Here is a 12,696-nt window from a genome sequence, read left to right on the forward strand (position 1 = left end):
CCTATGGAATCCTTGCTGAACGCTTCCGACCGAACGCCCGACTCGCTGCATGCGTTGACGGGCCAGATCCGCACCTGGGCGCTTGAGCTCGGATTCTCACAGATTGGTGTGGCTCACGTCGATCTTGGTGATGCAGAAGCAGGCCTGCAGGCCTGGCTGGACGCTGGCTTTCATGGCGAGATGCAGTACATGGCCGCCCATGGCATGAAGCGGGCGCGTCCGGCCGAACTGGTGCCTGGCACGCTGTGCGTGCTGACCGCCCGCATGGACTATCTGCCGCCCAGCCTGCAAGCCGACTGGCAACAGCGGGAATACGACGCCCTGGCTGATCCGGCGCGTGCGCAGGTCTCGCTTTATGCCCGCGGGCGGGACTATCACAAGGTGCTGCGCCAGCGCCTGCAGCAACTGGCCGACCGCATCCAGTCGGCGGTGGGGCCGCTGGGCCATCGCGTCTTCACCGATTCCGCGCCCGTGCTGGAGGTGGAACTGGCCAGCCGCTCCGGCATCGGCTGGCGCGGCAAGCACACCCTGACCCTGCATCGCGAAGCCGGGTCGATGTTCTTCCTGGGCGAGATCTACCTGGACCTGCCGCTGCCCCCCAGCGAGCCGGTCTCCGCCCATTGCGGCCAGTGCCGCGCCTGCCTCGATGCCTGCCCGACCCAGGCCATCGTGGCGCCGTACCGGCTGGATGCGCGCAGGTGCATCAGTTACCTCACCATCGAGCAGGACGGACCGATTCCCGAGGCGCTGCGGCCGGCCATGGGTAACCGCATCTATGGCTGCGATGACTGCCAGCTGGCCTGCCCCTGGAACAAGTTTGCCCGCCGTCAGGCGCTGCCGGACTTCGACTGGCGCGAGCCGCTGGGCCATGCCTCGCTGCTCCAGCTGTGGGCCTGGGACGAGCCGACCTTCCTCAAGCGCACCGAAGGCTCGGCCATCCGGCGCATTGGCCATGCCCGCTGGCGCCGCAATCTGGCGGTGGCCATGGGCAATGCCCTGCGGCAGCCCCTGGCGCCGTCATTGCGCCGTGAACTGCGGGAGGCTCTGTGCGCTGTCCAACATACGGCGTCGCCGTTGCTGGCCGAACACATTGACTGGGCGCTTCGTCAAACTTGCGACCATACGTAATTCCGCTAGCGCTTCAGGGGCGCGTCACTCCTTAAGCTGCGGTATTGCTATTGCTTCCCCAAATGAGGAGACCATGAACCGTCGCAAGTTGTTCCAACGCGGGCTGCTCCTGGGCGGCCTGAGCCTGTGCAGCGCACTGGCCATGGCCCAGACCTACCCCAACAAGCCGGTCAAGCTGGTGGTGCCCTTTGCGCCCGGCGGCACCACCGACATCATCGCCCGCGTGGTGGCCCAGAACATCAGCGGCCCGCTGGGCCAGACGATGATCGTGGAGAACAAGGCGGGCGGCGGCGGCATCATCGGCGCCAACGACACCGTCAAGTCCGCGCCGGACGGTTATTCGCTGGGCGTGGCCACCGTGTCCACCACGGCGGCCAATCCGGCCATCAACCCGAAGGTGCCCTACAAGCCGCTGGAGGACTTCACCCCCATCATCAACATCGCGGCCACGCCCAATGTGATTGCGGTGCACCCGTCCTTCCCGGCCAAGGACTACAAGGGTTTCCTGGCGGAGCTCAAGAAGAACCCCGGCAAGTACAGCTATTCCAGCTCCGGCACGGGCGGCATCGGCCACCTGCAGATGGAGCTGTACAAGAGCCTGGCCGGTGTCTTCGTGACCCACATTCCGTATCGCGGCGCGGGCCCGGCCCTGAACGACACGGTGGCCGGTCAGGTGCCGATGATCTTCGACAACCTGCCGTCGGCGCTGCCCTTCATCAAGGACGGCCGCCTGATTGCCATCGCCGTGGCGGCCCCGCAGCGCCTGGCGGTGCTGCCCAATGTGCCGACCTTCAAGGAAGTCGGCCTGGAGCCGGTGAACCGCATGGCCTTCTATGGCATCTACGGGCCGAAGAATCTGCCCAAGGAGGTCGTGGCCAAGGTGCATGACGCCGTCAGCAAGACGGTGCAGATGCCCGAAGTGAAGAAGCGCATCGAGGAAACCGGTTCCTTCATCGTGGCCAACACGCCGGAGCAGTTCTCCGCCCAGATCAAGGCGGAGTACGAGGTCTACAAGAAGGTCGTGGAAACGCAGAAGCTGAAGCTGGATTGACGGCTTGGCCCGGCGACGGGCCACTGCTGAGAGCCTGGCCCGTCGCTGGGCCCATGCTGGCAGCCTGACCCGTCACTGGGTCGCGTTTGAACGGAAAAGGGCGCCGCCTCCCTCGGGAGGCGGCGCCCTTTTTTCTGGGGCAAGGTCTGGGGCCAGGTCAGCCTGACCTGGCGGATCAGACGGTGCCGATCAGAACGGACGAGCGGTCAGACCACCCATCAGGTTGCCCAGCAGGCTGGAGGCCAGGCCGCCACCCATGCCGGGCTGGCCGCCGCCCTGGGTCAGGCCGCCTGCGATTTGTTGAATGGCGCCGCCGGCCACTTGAGTGACGGCACCTTGGGCGAGACCGCCGATGAGAGCTGGGATCATGAGAATTTCTCCGAAAGATGAGGATGAATGAGTCGGCATGTGGCTGCCGCACCGGGTCTGCATGCCGACGCGGCCGACGCTCCCAAGCGCAGGGCGCGCGAAACACTGCACTGAAACGGGAGAGCGACGGCCAGACAGGTGCTGGCGGCCTACCGACGGGGAAAAGCCCGACATGCACGACCGTAGTGGACCCAACTGGCCGATTGGCCCGCCCACGTTCTTGCTGAAAGCAGGGGCTCCGCTCCCTTCAATAGGCTAGGTGCCTTCCTACAGATCAAGCAGAAGGGGTGTTTTTCAGATGATGAAACGCGAGCGCCGTTATGTAAAAAGCGGGCGTGCTGCACCGCCGCAAAATTTCTCATCATGAAGAAGCTCGTTTCATGATACGGTTTGAAACTTGCAACCCATTGATTTGAAAGGGAAACATTTTCAGTCTTATATAAGACATAAGGGTCCACAAGCCCGGGGTCCGCGCCTAATCTTGAGTCCAGGCCAACGCAGTTTTCAGCCCGATTTCAACTCTCAAGACAGGAGATTTCCATGAGCACACTGACCCGCGACCAGCAGATTGCAGCCCTTGAAAAGGACTGGGCCGAGAACCCCCGGTGGAAGGGCATCAAGCGGGGCTACACGGCGGCGGATGTGGTGCGGCTGCGCGGCTCGCTGCCGATCGAGCACACCCTGGCCAAGCGCGGCGCGGAAAAGCTCTGGAACCTGGTCAACACCGAACCCTTCATCAATGCCCTGGGCGCGCTCACCGGCAACCAGGCCATGCAGCAGGTCAAGGCCGGCCTGAAGGCCATCTACCTCTCCGGCTGGCAGGTCGCTGGCGACGCCAACAGCAACGGCGAGATGTATCCCGACCAGTCGCTGTATTCGGTGGACTCGGTGCCCAAGGTCGTGCGCCGCATCAACAGCACCTTCAAGCGTGCGGACGAGATCCAGTGGAGCGAAGGCAAGAGCGACATCGATTACTTCGCCCCCATCGTGGCCGATGCGGAAGCCGGCTTTGGCGGCGTGCTCAATGCCTTCGAACTGATGAAGGCCATGATCGAGGCCGGTGCCGCCGGCGTGCACTTCGAAGACCAGTTGGCCGCCGCCAAGAAGTGCGGCCACATGGGTGGCAAGGTGCTGGTGCCCACCCGTGAGGCGGTCTCCAAGCTGGTCGCGGCCCGACTGGCCGCGGACACCATGGGCGTGCCCACGGTGCTGCTGGCCCGCACCGATGCGGAAGCGGGTGACCTGGTCACCGCCGATGTGGACGACAACGACAAGCCCTTCTGCACCGGCGAGCGCACGGTGGAAGGCTTCTTCCGCACCCGCAACGGCCTGGAGCAGGCCATCAGCCGCGGCCTGGCCTATGCGCCCTATGCCGACATGATCTGGTGCGAGACCGGCAAGCCGGACCTGGCGTTTGCCAAGGCCTTTGCCGAAGCCATCCATGCCAAGTTCCCGGGCAAGCTGCTGGCCTACAACTGCTCGCCCAGCTTCAACTGGAAGAAGAACCTGGACGACGCCACCATCGCCAAGTTCCAGCGCGAACTCGGCGCCATGGGCTACAAGTTCCAGTTCATCACGCTGGCCGGCTTCCACAGCCTGAACTATTCGATGTTCAACCTGGCCTATGGTTATGCCCGCAACAACATGAGCGCCTTCGTGGAACTGCAGGAAGCCGAATTCGCCGCCGCGGAGAAGGGCTTCACCGCGGTGAAGCATCAGCGCGAGGTGGGCACCGGCTACTTCGATGCGGTCACCACCACCATTGAAGCCCAGGCTTCGACGGCGGCCCTGAAGGGGTCGACCGAAGACGAGCAGTTCTTCGACGCCAAGCACGGTTGAAGACCGGTATCGGGCCCTCCGCTCCGAATCCAGCCCGATGCCACGGGCCGCACTCCACAAGGGTGCGGCCCCATTAGGCACGCCTATTGCCTGTGAGGTCGGATGACGGCGCGGGCGAGAAGAAAGACGCCCCGGTCCGTCGACTGTTGACCCCGGAGCTTCCACGAATGACCGATCTGTCGCCCTCCGCCTTGCGGGTGTTGTTCATCGATGACGACCCCGAAGGCGCCCGCACCCTCAGCGAACTGTTTCGCTGCTATGGATGCGCCACGGCCGTGGCCTACAGCGGCCGCGTGGGCCTGCGCCTGGCCAAGCTGTTCAAGCCCGAGCTGGTGTTCGTGGACTTCGACATGCCCGACATGAACGGGCTGGAGGTGGTGTCCGAGGCCAAGGTGATCGATGCCGAGTCGGGACGCCGCGCGATGTATGTCTGCCTGACAGCGGGCGGCCCGGAGATCACCCAGGAGAAGGCGGATGCGGCCGGCTTCAGCCGCCTGCTGTACAAGCCGCTCAAGGTCACCGACCTGCTGGCCGTGCTGCTGAGTGCACGACCTGGCAACTTCACTGCGGGCACCGACGTGCCAGCAATCCGTCCGGCGCGCAGCCCGTTTCTGGATCCGGACCGCACGCCTCGCCACTGAGTTGGCGTGATGCCGGCGTCATGATGGCGTCGCGCCACCGCGCCACCGCGCCACCGCGCCATCGTGCTGAGGTAGTGGCAGCGTCATTTGCGCAACCCACACCGCGCGGGCGGGCGGCGGAATCACATGGAGGCTTCAATCATCCGGCGGTAATCGCTGGTGCTGGCCTCACGAGGGTTGGTCTTGTGGCAATGGTCGCGCTCCGCCCGCGCGATGATCGCGTCGTGCAGGTCCGCCGTCACCCCCATGGCGGACAACTGTGTCGGCAGGCCCAGGCGCGCGGTCATCGCCTGCACCGCCGAGGCCAGCTCGTCCGCCACGAGGCCTTCCTGCAGCCCCATCGCATGCGCCATGCGCGCGATCTTGTCCTCCCGTCGCAGGCTCTCGTGCTCACCATTGAAGCGGATCACCGCCGGCAGGAACACGGCATTGAGCGTGCCGTGATGCAGCGTCGGCATCAGCCCGCCGAGCGCATGGCTGAGGGAATGCACGCAGCCCAGTCCTTTCTGGAAGGCGAGGGCGCCCAGCGTGCTGGCGGCCATCAGGTCCAGCCGTGCGTCCATGTCGTCGCCATGACGCGTGGCCCGTTCCACCTGGCGCCACCCGCGGCGCAGGCCTTCCAGCGCGATGCCGTCGGCCGCCGGATTGAAGGCGGCGGACATGAAGGTCTCCATGCAATGCGCAATCGCATCCATGCCGGTGGCGGCGGTCAGTGCGGGGGGCAGCTTCCGCGTCAATTCCGGATCGCAGATCGCGGACTTGGGTAGCAGCTCCCAGTTGTGGAAGCCCAGCTTGCGACCGTCCTGGACGATGATGATGGCGCCCCGGGCGACTTCCGACCCGGTACCGGCCGTGGTGGGCACCGCGATCAACGGGGCGGCCCGTGCAGTGATGAGTCCGGCGCCGCCTTCGATGGTGGCGTAGCGGGTCAGCGGCCCTTCATGAGTGGCGGCAATGGCCACGCCCTTGGCCAGGTCGATGCTGGAGCCGCCGCCAATGGCAATCAGCCCGTCGCAGCCGTGGTCTCGATACAGCGCGGCGGCTTCCAGCACGGCCGCTTCCGTCGGGTTGGGCGGTGTACGGTCGAACACGGGCGGCGCGGCCAGCGGCCAATGCTCCAGCGCCTGGTCCAGGACGCCGGCCGCCCGCACGCCCGCGTCGGTGACGACCAGCGGGCGCTGGATGCCCACCCGGCTGCATTCCGGGCCCAGCATGCGACGGGCCCCGGCTTCCATGTGCACGTGGGTCAGGTATTGGATCAGGGCCATGTCTTGTCTCCAGGGTGAGGGCGGGAGGGGCGGTGCCTCAAGAGGCCCGGCAGCACCGGGCGAAGTGATCTGGGACAATAGGGACTCACGCCCAGGCCCCTTGAAGCTGGTCTGCAGCGTAAGCCCTGGAGTTCCCGTTGAGTAGCACCTTGTTGACACCGCGGATGGCCGCGGTGCTGGAGCGCATCCACCGCGCCAACCGTCCCGCCTTCCACAGCCTCACCCCCAAGCAGGCCCGCATTGCCTATCTGATGGGCGCGGAGATCCTCGACCTGCCGCGTGCCCCGCTGACGCGCATCGAGAACCTGCGCATCCCCGGACCGGCCGGAGACCTGGCGGCGCGGCTGTATGCGCCCACCGAGCGGGACGCCGGCACGCTGCCGGTGCTGCTGTACTTCCACGGCGGCGGCTTTGTGATTGGCAACCTGGAGACGCACGACAGCCTGTGCCGCCAGCTTGCGCTGCGTAGCGGTGCCGCCGTGCTGGCGCTGGACTATCGGCTGGCGCCGGAGCATCCGTTCCCGGCGGCGGTGGACGACTGCTGGGCGGCGCTGCGCTGGCTGATGCAGGCCGCCCCGTCCCTGGGCCTGGACCCGGCGCGGGTGGCGGTGGGGGGCGACAGCGCCGGCGGCACGCTGGCGGCGGTGACCGCGCTGCATGCGCGGGACATCCAGGCCGAACTGGCGCATCCACTGGCGCTGCAGTTGCTGATCACTCCGGGCGCCACCGCCCATGCGGACACCGACTCCCACCGCAAGTTCGCCCAGGGTCATCTGCTCGAAGCCGACACGATCGCGTGGTTCTTCAACCAGTACCTGCCGGAGGCCCAGCGCGATGACTGGCGTTTCGCCCCGCTCAATGCCGACGACCATGAAGGCCTGGCCCCCGCCTGCTTCATCCTGGCCGAGGCCGATCCGCTGATCGACGAAGGGGTGGCGTATGCCGATCTGTTGCGTGCAAACGGCAATCCGGTCCAGCTGGAGCTGTATCGTGGCGTGACGCATGACTTCATCAAGATGGGCCGCAGCATTCCCGAAGCCGAACAGGCCCTGGACGCCTGCGCGCAGGCCCTTCAGCGCGCCTTTCATCTGCAAGATCCTGACCTGCAGGCTTCTGACCTGCAAGAAACCGCCACGCCATGACCTCCGCCTCGTCCGCTGCTCCCGTGCCCGCCCGTGCGCCGACCCGCGCGCGCTTTCGCTTCATGGAGCGGCTGCGGGTGCGGTGGTCTGAAGTCGATGCTCAGCAGATCGTCTTCAACGGCCACTACCTGACCTACTTCGACACGGCCGTGGGCGGCTACTGGCGCGCGCTGGCGCTGCCCTATGCCCAGACGATGCAGACGCTGGGGGGCGACCTGTTCGTGCGCAAGTCCACCGTCGAGTATCTGGACGCGGCGCGCTATGACGAGCTGCTGGAAGTGGGCGTGCGGACCGAGCGGGTCGGCACCACCTCCATGACCATGGCCTGCGCGGTCTTCCGCGGCGATGAATGCCTGGTGCATGGGGAGCTGGTCTATGTCTTCGCCGACGCCAGCAGCCGCGAGCCGCAAGCGGTGCCGCAGGCGCTGCGAGACCTGCTGCTGAGCTTTGAACGCCACGAGCTGATGACGGTGGCCCAGGTCGGCGACTGGGCGACGCTGGGCGCCGACGCCCACCGCATCCGCCAGGCCGTGTTCGTGGAGGAGCAGCGGATCCCTGCCGAAATGGAATGGGACGCCGCCGATGAAAGCTGCACCCATGCGGTGGCCTACAACCGGCTAGGTCGGCCGCTGGCCACGGGCCGCTTGCTCGAGCATGTGCCGGGGGTGGCCAAGATCGGCCGGATGGCGGTGCTGTCGCCGATGCGTGGCAGCCGCGTGGGCCGCCAAGTGCTGGATGCGCTGATGCAGGCCGGCCGCGAGCGCGGCTACCGCGAGGTGCTGCTGCATGCGCAGCTCAGCGCCGAAGGCTTCTACACCCGTGCCGGCTTCCAGCGCCGGGGGCCGGTCTTCGAGGAAGCCGGCATCCAGCACGTGGAGATGGTTCGAGCCCTGTAAGGCCCGCAGAGCGGGCGTTGCAAGGGTGTGACGAACGAGCCGCCAGCACGGCGACTCGTTCTCGCCCGCAGGCTCAGTGGCTGGCCGCCGTTGCCGGCGTCTGCCCGGCCGCCCCATCCAGCGGCGCATTGAAGCGCTGCAGGACATGCCGGCTCATGCCGCGCGCCAGTTCTTCCTCGCCGTAGAAGACCGTGCCCAGCTGTTCCTTGCGCAGCAAAGCCGACTCTTCCTCGCCATGCGTGCGCAGCACGATCTCGATGCCCGGATTGAGCTGACGCGCAATCTCGGCCATCTGCCGCGCCTTCATCGAGTCCGGCAGCGCCACCACCAGCATCGCCGCATTGGCAATGTGGGCCTGGATCAGCACCATCGGGTCGCTGGCATCGCCGCTGACGGCGGCGCGGCCCTGGTTGCGCAGCGCCTCGACCGTCTCCCGGTTCTGCTCGGCCACCACGATGGGGATGTTGCGTTCATCCAGCGCCTGCGCAATGCGCCGACCCACCCGCCCGTAGCCGACCAGCACCACCTGGCCTTCGAGGAAGGCGCGCTCGGTGGTCATCGGCAGCTCGGCATACGGATCGTCCCGCTGCTCCAGCTTGCGGGCGAAGGCGGACCGGGCCAGCACCCAGCGCTGCAGCGGCCCGACGGCCGCGAACATCACCGGATTCAGCGCAATCGAGATCATGGCGCCGGCCAGCACCAGGTTCATGCCGTCCTTGGGCATCAGGCCCAGTTGCAGGCCCAGGCCTGCCAGGATGAAGCTGAATTCCCCGATCTGCGCCAGGCTGGCCGACACCGTCATCGCCGTGTTGAGCGGATAACGGAAGACCAGCACCAGGGCCGTCGCTGCAAAGGCCTTGCCCAGGATGATCACGAGCACGGTGCCCAGCACATGCCAGGGCTGCTGCACCACCGTCATCGGGTCCACCAGCATGCCGACCGAGACGAAGAACAGCACCGAGAACGAGTCCCGCAGCGGCAGCGATTCCTCCGCCGCCCGGTGGCTGTACTCCGACTCCCGCATCACCATGCCGGCGAAGAAGGCGCCCAGCGCGAAGGAGACGTGGAACAGCTCCGACGCCCCGTAGGCGATGCCGATGGCCACGGCAATCACCATCAGCGTGAACAGCTCCCGCGAGCCGGTGCGGGCCACCTGCCACAGCATCCAGGGCAGCAGGCGCCGTCCCACCACCAGCATCAGCGCCACAAAAGCGGCGACCTGGGCCAGCGTCTCGGCCAGGGTCTGCCACAGCGGGGTGGCGTTGGCGGTCTCGGTGGCGGTCTGGGCAGCGACGCCGGTCAGCATCGGTGCCAGCGGCGGCAGCAGCACCAGGATCAGCACCGTGGCCAGGTCCTCCACCACCAGCCAGCCGATGGCGATACGGCCGTTGACCGAGTCGATGGCGCCGCGCGCCTCCAGCGCCTTGAGCAGCACCACCGTGCTGGCGCAGGACAGCGACAGGCCAAACACCAGGGCGCCGCCCACCGTCCAGCCCCAGCTCAGGGCCAGGCCCATGCCCAGCAAAGTGGCCACCGTCATCTGCACCACCGCCCCGGGCAGAGCGATGCGTTTGACGGCCATCAGGTCCTTGAGGGAGAAATGCAGGCCCACGCCGAACATCAGCAGCATCACGCCGATTTCGGAGAGCTGCGAGGCGATGCCGATGTCCGCCACGAAGCCGGGGGTGGCCGGGCCGATGGCAACACCGGCCAGCAGATAACCAACCAGGGCGGGGAGCTTGAGACGTTCAGCGATGAAGCCGAAGATGAGGGCCAGACCGAAACCGGCGGCGAGGGTGCTGATCAGGGAGACGTTGTGTTCCATCAGGCACCACCCACCGGTCCGGCGAGGGCGGCAAAGACCTCGCGGTGGCGGGGGCCCTGGGCATAGGGCCCCAGGGCGGCGGCCACCCGCGCTTCGACGCCGATGGCGTCGGTCAGCGGGGGCGCGTAGATTTCCATCCAGGTCTGGAAGACCGGATCATGGTCGCGGCGTTGCAGCAGCCGCACCGGCTGACCCGCGCAGGCGGTCTCAAACGCGGCCTTGGCCTCGGCCGCCTGGTCCATGTGGACCCGGTAGTACACGTACAGCTCGGGGCTGTTGCCGTTGTTGCTGCCGTTGCTGCTGCCGTTGGTGTCGGGAGGGCCGTGATAGGTGACCGCGCTCATTGAGGTTCTCCGACGGTGTAGGGCAGGGGTTGTTGGATCAGGCGGGGACCGTCGGCGCTGCCCAGGTGCAGGCTGCCGCTCTCCAGCGCCGCCAGCTTGACCTCGGCCAGCAGCACCGCATGACCACCGGAGCGGCCGGTGGCGGCGACCAGGCCCGCCGGCTGGCCGGGGTCCTCGCTGTGGAAGATCTCCTGCGCCAGTTGCGCCGGGGTGTCGCCTTCCAGGACGAACGGGTGGGTGCGGCGCTTGATGGTGCCGCGGTACTGGCTGCGGGCCACCACCTCCTGGCCGGGATAGCAGCCTTTCTGGAAGTTCACCCCGCCGATCAGCTCCAGGTTGACCATTTGTGGCACGAACTGCTCCACCGTCGCCCCCCGCACCCAGGCCAGGCCGGCGCGCACGTCCAGGCCGTGCCAGTCCTCCAGGGCGATGGTCGGCAGGTCGGGGGCCGCGAAGGCCGTGGGTTGCAGCAGCAGGAAGCGCGGGGCGGTGCCGTCGTCCGGCAGGCGGGTGACCAGCGCCTCAACGACGCTTTCTGCTGTGGCGCTGTCACCTGCGGAGGGCTGTCCCTGCGAATCCGCCTGCGCCCGTGCGTCCGGCAAGGCAGGCTTGAACCGCGCCACCTGCCAGGTCTGGGCCGGCGCCTCGCCGCCCAGCGACGCAGCCACCCAGGCCGACGCCGCGTCACCCACCAGCCCCCAAGCGGCCCACTCGCCGCTCGCATCGCTGAGTTTGCATTTCGCACGCAGCACAAACATCGACAGACGTTTGAGCGTGGCCGGCAGCACATCGGCGGGCAGGGCCATCAGCACCGTCTGGTCGTCGGGCTTGACGGCCAGCATCGTCGCCAGCAGCCGTCCCTTGGCCGAGCAGTAGCCCGCCAGCCGCGCCTGCTGGGCGCTTTGCAGCGCCAGGTCCTGGGTCAGCTGCGAATGCAGGAACTTGGCCGCTTCTTCGCCCTGGGCGCGCATCACGCCGAAGTCGGTCAGGCGGACAGCGCCCGCCATCGGGGCGGCGGACACGGAGGAGGTGGGTTGAGCAATCTGGGTCATGGGGCCGATTATCATCAGCGCCGCATTTCATAGAGGGTGTCCGGTCTTGGCACGCGCAGCAAACAAGTCAAAAAAACGGGGGACCCGGTCCGATCCGGGTCGTGGCGGCAGCCGCCTGGGCACCTGGCTGGGCCGGCTGGTGATGGCCGCCGTGCTGCTGGCGGGCGGAGCCGCCGGCGCCGCGTTCTGGTGGCTGCAGCAACCGCTGGCGCTGGCCAGACCCAGCGTGGAACTCTCCATCGAGCCGGGCACGCCGCCGTTGCAGGTCGCACAAGCCTGGGTGGGGGCCGGGGTCCAGAGCGACGCCCGGCTGCTGTATGAGTGGTTCCGCTGGTCCGGACAGGCCCGCAAGATCCGCGCAGGCAGCTATGAGGTCCACGAAGGCATCACGCCGCGCGAACTGCTGGACAAGATGGTCCGCGGCGACCAGACGCTGGAGCAACTGCGCATCATCGAAGGCTGGAACCTTCGCCAGTTGCGGGCAGCGCTGGCGGCGGCGCCTGCGCTCAAGCAGACCACGGCGGGCCTGAGCGAGGCGGAACTGATGGCCGCCATCGGCGCGCCCGGCGTGCCGGCCGAGGGCCGCTTCTTTCCGGACACCTACGCCTACAGCCGCGGCGTCAGCGACATCACCGTGCTCAAGCGTGCCTACGCGCTGATGAGCAAGCGCCTGGAAACCGCCTGGGCCGGCCGCAGCGACGGCCTGCCGCTGCGCAGTCCGGAGGAGGCGCTGGTGCTGGCGTCCATCGTGGAAAAGGAAACGGGTTCCGCTGCTGACCGGGGCCTGGTGGCTGCGGTGTTCATCAACCGGCTGAAGGTGGGCATGCCGCTGCAGACGGACCCGACCGTCATCTACGGGCTGGGCGAGACCTTCGACGGCAACCTGCGCAAGATCCACCTGCAGACTGACTCCCCCTACAACACCTACCTGCGGGGCGGGCTGCCCCCCACGCCGATTTCCATGCCGGGGCTGGCCTCGTTGCAGGCCACGCTGCATCCGACACCGTCCAAGGCGCTGTATTTCGTGGCGCGGGGCGACGGCACCAGCCAGTTCAGCGACGACCTCGCCGCGCATAATCGCGCGGTCAACAAATACCAGCGCGGCCACTGAGGCCTGCGTCCTGGAACAGAGCGGAAATCA

General features: G+C 67.3%; 12 protein-coding genes. 7 read left to right on the forward strand and 5 right to left on the reverse strand.

Features of this window, described 5'->3' with window-relative positions; all coding sequences use genetic code 11:
- Window positions 1–3 precede the first annotated feature (3 nt).
- Together queG and DES44_RS06445 are read left to right on the forward strand one after the other, a co-directional pair.
- Window positions 4–1,128, forward strand: coding sequence for a tRNA epoxyqueuosine(34) reductase QueG (queG, locus tag DES44_RS06440; RefSeq protein ID WP_058935708.1), 1,125 nt, complete (start codon window positions 4–6; stop codon window positions 1,126–1,128).
- A 73-nt stretch (window positions 1,129–1,201) separates the two neighbouring features.
- Window positions 1,202–2,179: a tripartite tricarboxylate transporter substrate binding protein BugE gene (locus DES44_RS06445; RefSeq protein WP_058935707.1), complete on the forward strand. Its 978-nt coding sequence runs from the start codon at window positions 1,202–1,204 to the stop codon at window positions 2,177–2,179.
- A 189-nt stretch (window positions 2,180–2,368) separates the two neighbouring features.
- Here DES44_RS06445 and DES44_RS06450 read toward each other — a convergent pair whose 3' ends face one another.
- A complete protein-coding gene (locus tag DES44_RS06450; RefSeq protein WP_058935706.1) occupies window positions 2,369–2,548 on the reverse strand; it encodes a hypothetical protein in 180 nt (59 codons plus the stop codon).
- Window positions 2,549–3,088: 540 nt separating this feature from the next.
- Between DES44_RS06450 and aceA the strand changes: the two genes are divergently transcribed.
- A complete protein-coding gene (gene aceA, locus DES44_RS06455; protein WP_375137502.1) occupies window positions 3,089–4,387 on the forward strand; it encodes an isocitrate lyase in 1,299 nt (432 codons plus the stop codon).
- A 167-nt stretch (window positions 4,388–4,554) separates the two neighbouring features.
- A complete protein-coding gene (locus DES44_RS06460; RefSeq protein WP_058935705.1) occupies window positions 4,555–5,028 on the forward strand; it encodes a response regulator in 474 nt (157 codons plus the stop codon).
- Window positions 5,029–5,150: 122 nt separating this feature from the next.
- On the opposite strand, the gene gbd is transcribed toward DES44_RS06460, so the two are convergent.
- The gene (gbd, locus tag DES44_RS06465; protein WP_058935704.1) at window positions 5,151–6,296 is read right to left on the reverse strand and encodes a 4-hydroxybutyrate dehydrogenase; all 1,146 of its coding nucleotides are present in this window, start codon (window positions 6,294–6,296) and stop codon (window positions 5,151–5,153) included.
- A gap of 164 nt (window positions 6,297–6,460) precedes the next feature.
- Between gbd and DES44_RS06470 the strand changes: the two genes are divergently transcribed.
- The gene (locus DES44_RS06470) at window positions 6,461–7,438 is read left to right on the forward strand and encodes an alpha/beta hydrolase (protein WP_058935703.1); all 978 of its coding nucleotides are present in this window, start codon (window positions 6,461–6,463) and stop codon (window positions 7,436–7,438) included.
- Window positions 7,435–8,334: a YbgC/FadM family acyl-CoA thioesterase gene (locus DES44_RS06475; RefSeq protein ID WP_058935702.1), complete on the forward strand. Its 900-nt coding sequence runs from the start codon at window positions 7,435–7,437 to the stop codon at window positions 8,332–8,334. The genes DES44_RS06470 and DES44_RS06475 overlap by 4 nt, the downstream gene beginning before the upstream one ends.
- A 73-nt stretch (window positions 8,335–8,407) precedes the next feature.
- Here DES44_RS06475 and DES44_RS06480 read toward each other — a convergent pair whose 3' ends face one another.
- Genes DES44_RS06480 through ygfZ form a run of 3 tightly spaced genes read right to left on the reverse strand, consistent with a single transcriptional unit; the run spans window position 8,408 to window position 11,555 of the window.
- Window positions 8,408–10,159 (reverse strand): cation:proton antiporter domain-containing protein, encoded by a 1,752-nt coding sequence (locus tag DES44_RS06480; protein WP_058935701.1) that lies wholly within the window; start codon window positions 10,157–10,159, stop codon window positions 8,408–8,410.
- Window positions 10,159–10,503 (reverse strand): DUF4936 family protein, encoded by a 345-nt coding sequence (locus DES44_RS06485; RefSeq protein WP_058935700.1) that lies wholly within the window; start codon window positions 10,501–10,503, stop codon window positions 10,159–10,161. Before DES44_RS06485 ends, DES44_RS06480 begins: the two co-directional genes overlap by 1 nt.
- Window positions 10,500–11,555 (reverse strand): CAF17-like 4Fe-4S cluster assembly/insertion protein YgfZ, encoded by a 1,056-nt coding sequence (ygfZ, locus tag DES44_RS06490; RefSeq protein ID WP_232309800.1) that lies wholly within the window; start codon window positions 11,553–11,555, stop codon window positions 10,500–10,502. The genes DES44_RS06485 and ygfZ overlap by 4 nt, the downstream gene beginning before the upstream one ends.
- Window positions 11,556–11,697: 142 nt before the next feature.
- Here ygfZ and mltG point away from each other — a divergent pair, with 142 nt between their 5' ends.
- Entirely contained in the window at window positions 11,698–12,666 is a 969-nt protein-coding gene (gene mltG / locus DES44_RS06495; protein WP_058937485.1) for an endolytic transglycosylase MltG, read from the forward strand.
- Window positions 12,667–12,696 lie beyond the last annotated feature (30 nt).

It is taken from the genome of Roseateles depolymerans, assembly GCF_003387155.1.
In the GTDB taxonomy this organism is placed as follows: domain Bacteria; phylum Pseudomonadota; class Gammaproteobacteria; order Burkholderiales; family Burkholderiaceae_C; genus Roseateles; species Roseateles depolymerans.

Coding starts and splice junctions, on each gene's coding strand:
- queG (WP_058935708.1), top strand. CDS start 4: ATGGAATCCTTGCTGAACGCTTCCGACCGAACGCCCGACTCGCTGCAT.
- DES44_RS06445 (WP_058935707.1), top strand. CDS start 1,202: ATGAACCGTCGCAAGTTGTTCCAACGCGGGCTGCTCCTGGGCGGCCTG.
- DES44_RS06450 (WP_058935706.1), bottom strand. CDS start 2,548: ATGATCCCAGCTCTCATCGGCGGTCTCGCCCAAGGTGCCGTCACTCAA.
- aceA (WP_375137502.1), top strand. CDS start 3,089: ATGAGCACACTGACCCGCGACCAGCAGATTGCAGCCCTTGAAAAGGAC.
- DES44_RS06460 (WP_058935705.1), top strand. CDS start 4,555: ATGACCGATCTGTCGCCCTCCGCCTTGCGGGTGTTGTTCATCGATGAC.
- gbd (WP_058935704.1), bottom strand. CDS start 6,296: ATGGCCCTGATCCAATACCTGACCCACGTGCACATGGAAGCCGGGGCC.
- DES44_RS06470 (WP_058935703.1), top strand. CDS start 6,461: ATGGCCGCGGTGCTGGAGCGCATCCACCGCGCCAACCGTCCCGCCTTC.
- DES44_RS06475 (WP_058935702.1), top strand. CDS start 7,435: ATGACCTCCGCCTCGTCCGCTGCTCCCGTGCCCGCCCGTGCGCCGACC.
- DES44_RS06480 (WP_058935701.1), bottom strand. CDS start 10,159: ATGGAACACAACGTCTCCCTGATCAGCACCCTCGCCGCCGGTTTCGGT.
- DES44_RS06485 (WP_058935700.1), bottom strand. CDS start 10,503: ATGAGCGCGGTCACCTATCACGGCCCTCCCGACACCAACGGCAGCAGC.
- ygfZ (WP_232309800.1), bottom strand. CDS start 11,555: ATGACCCAGATTGCTCAACCCACCTCCTCCGTGTCCGCCGCCCCGATG.
- mltG (WP_058937485.1), top strand. CDS start 11,698: ATGGCCGCCGTGCTGCTGGCGGGCGGAGCCGCCGGCGCCGCGTTCTGG.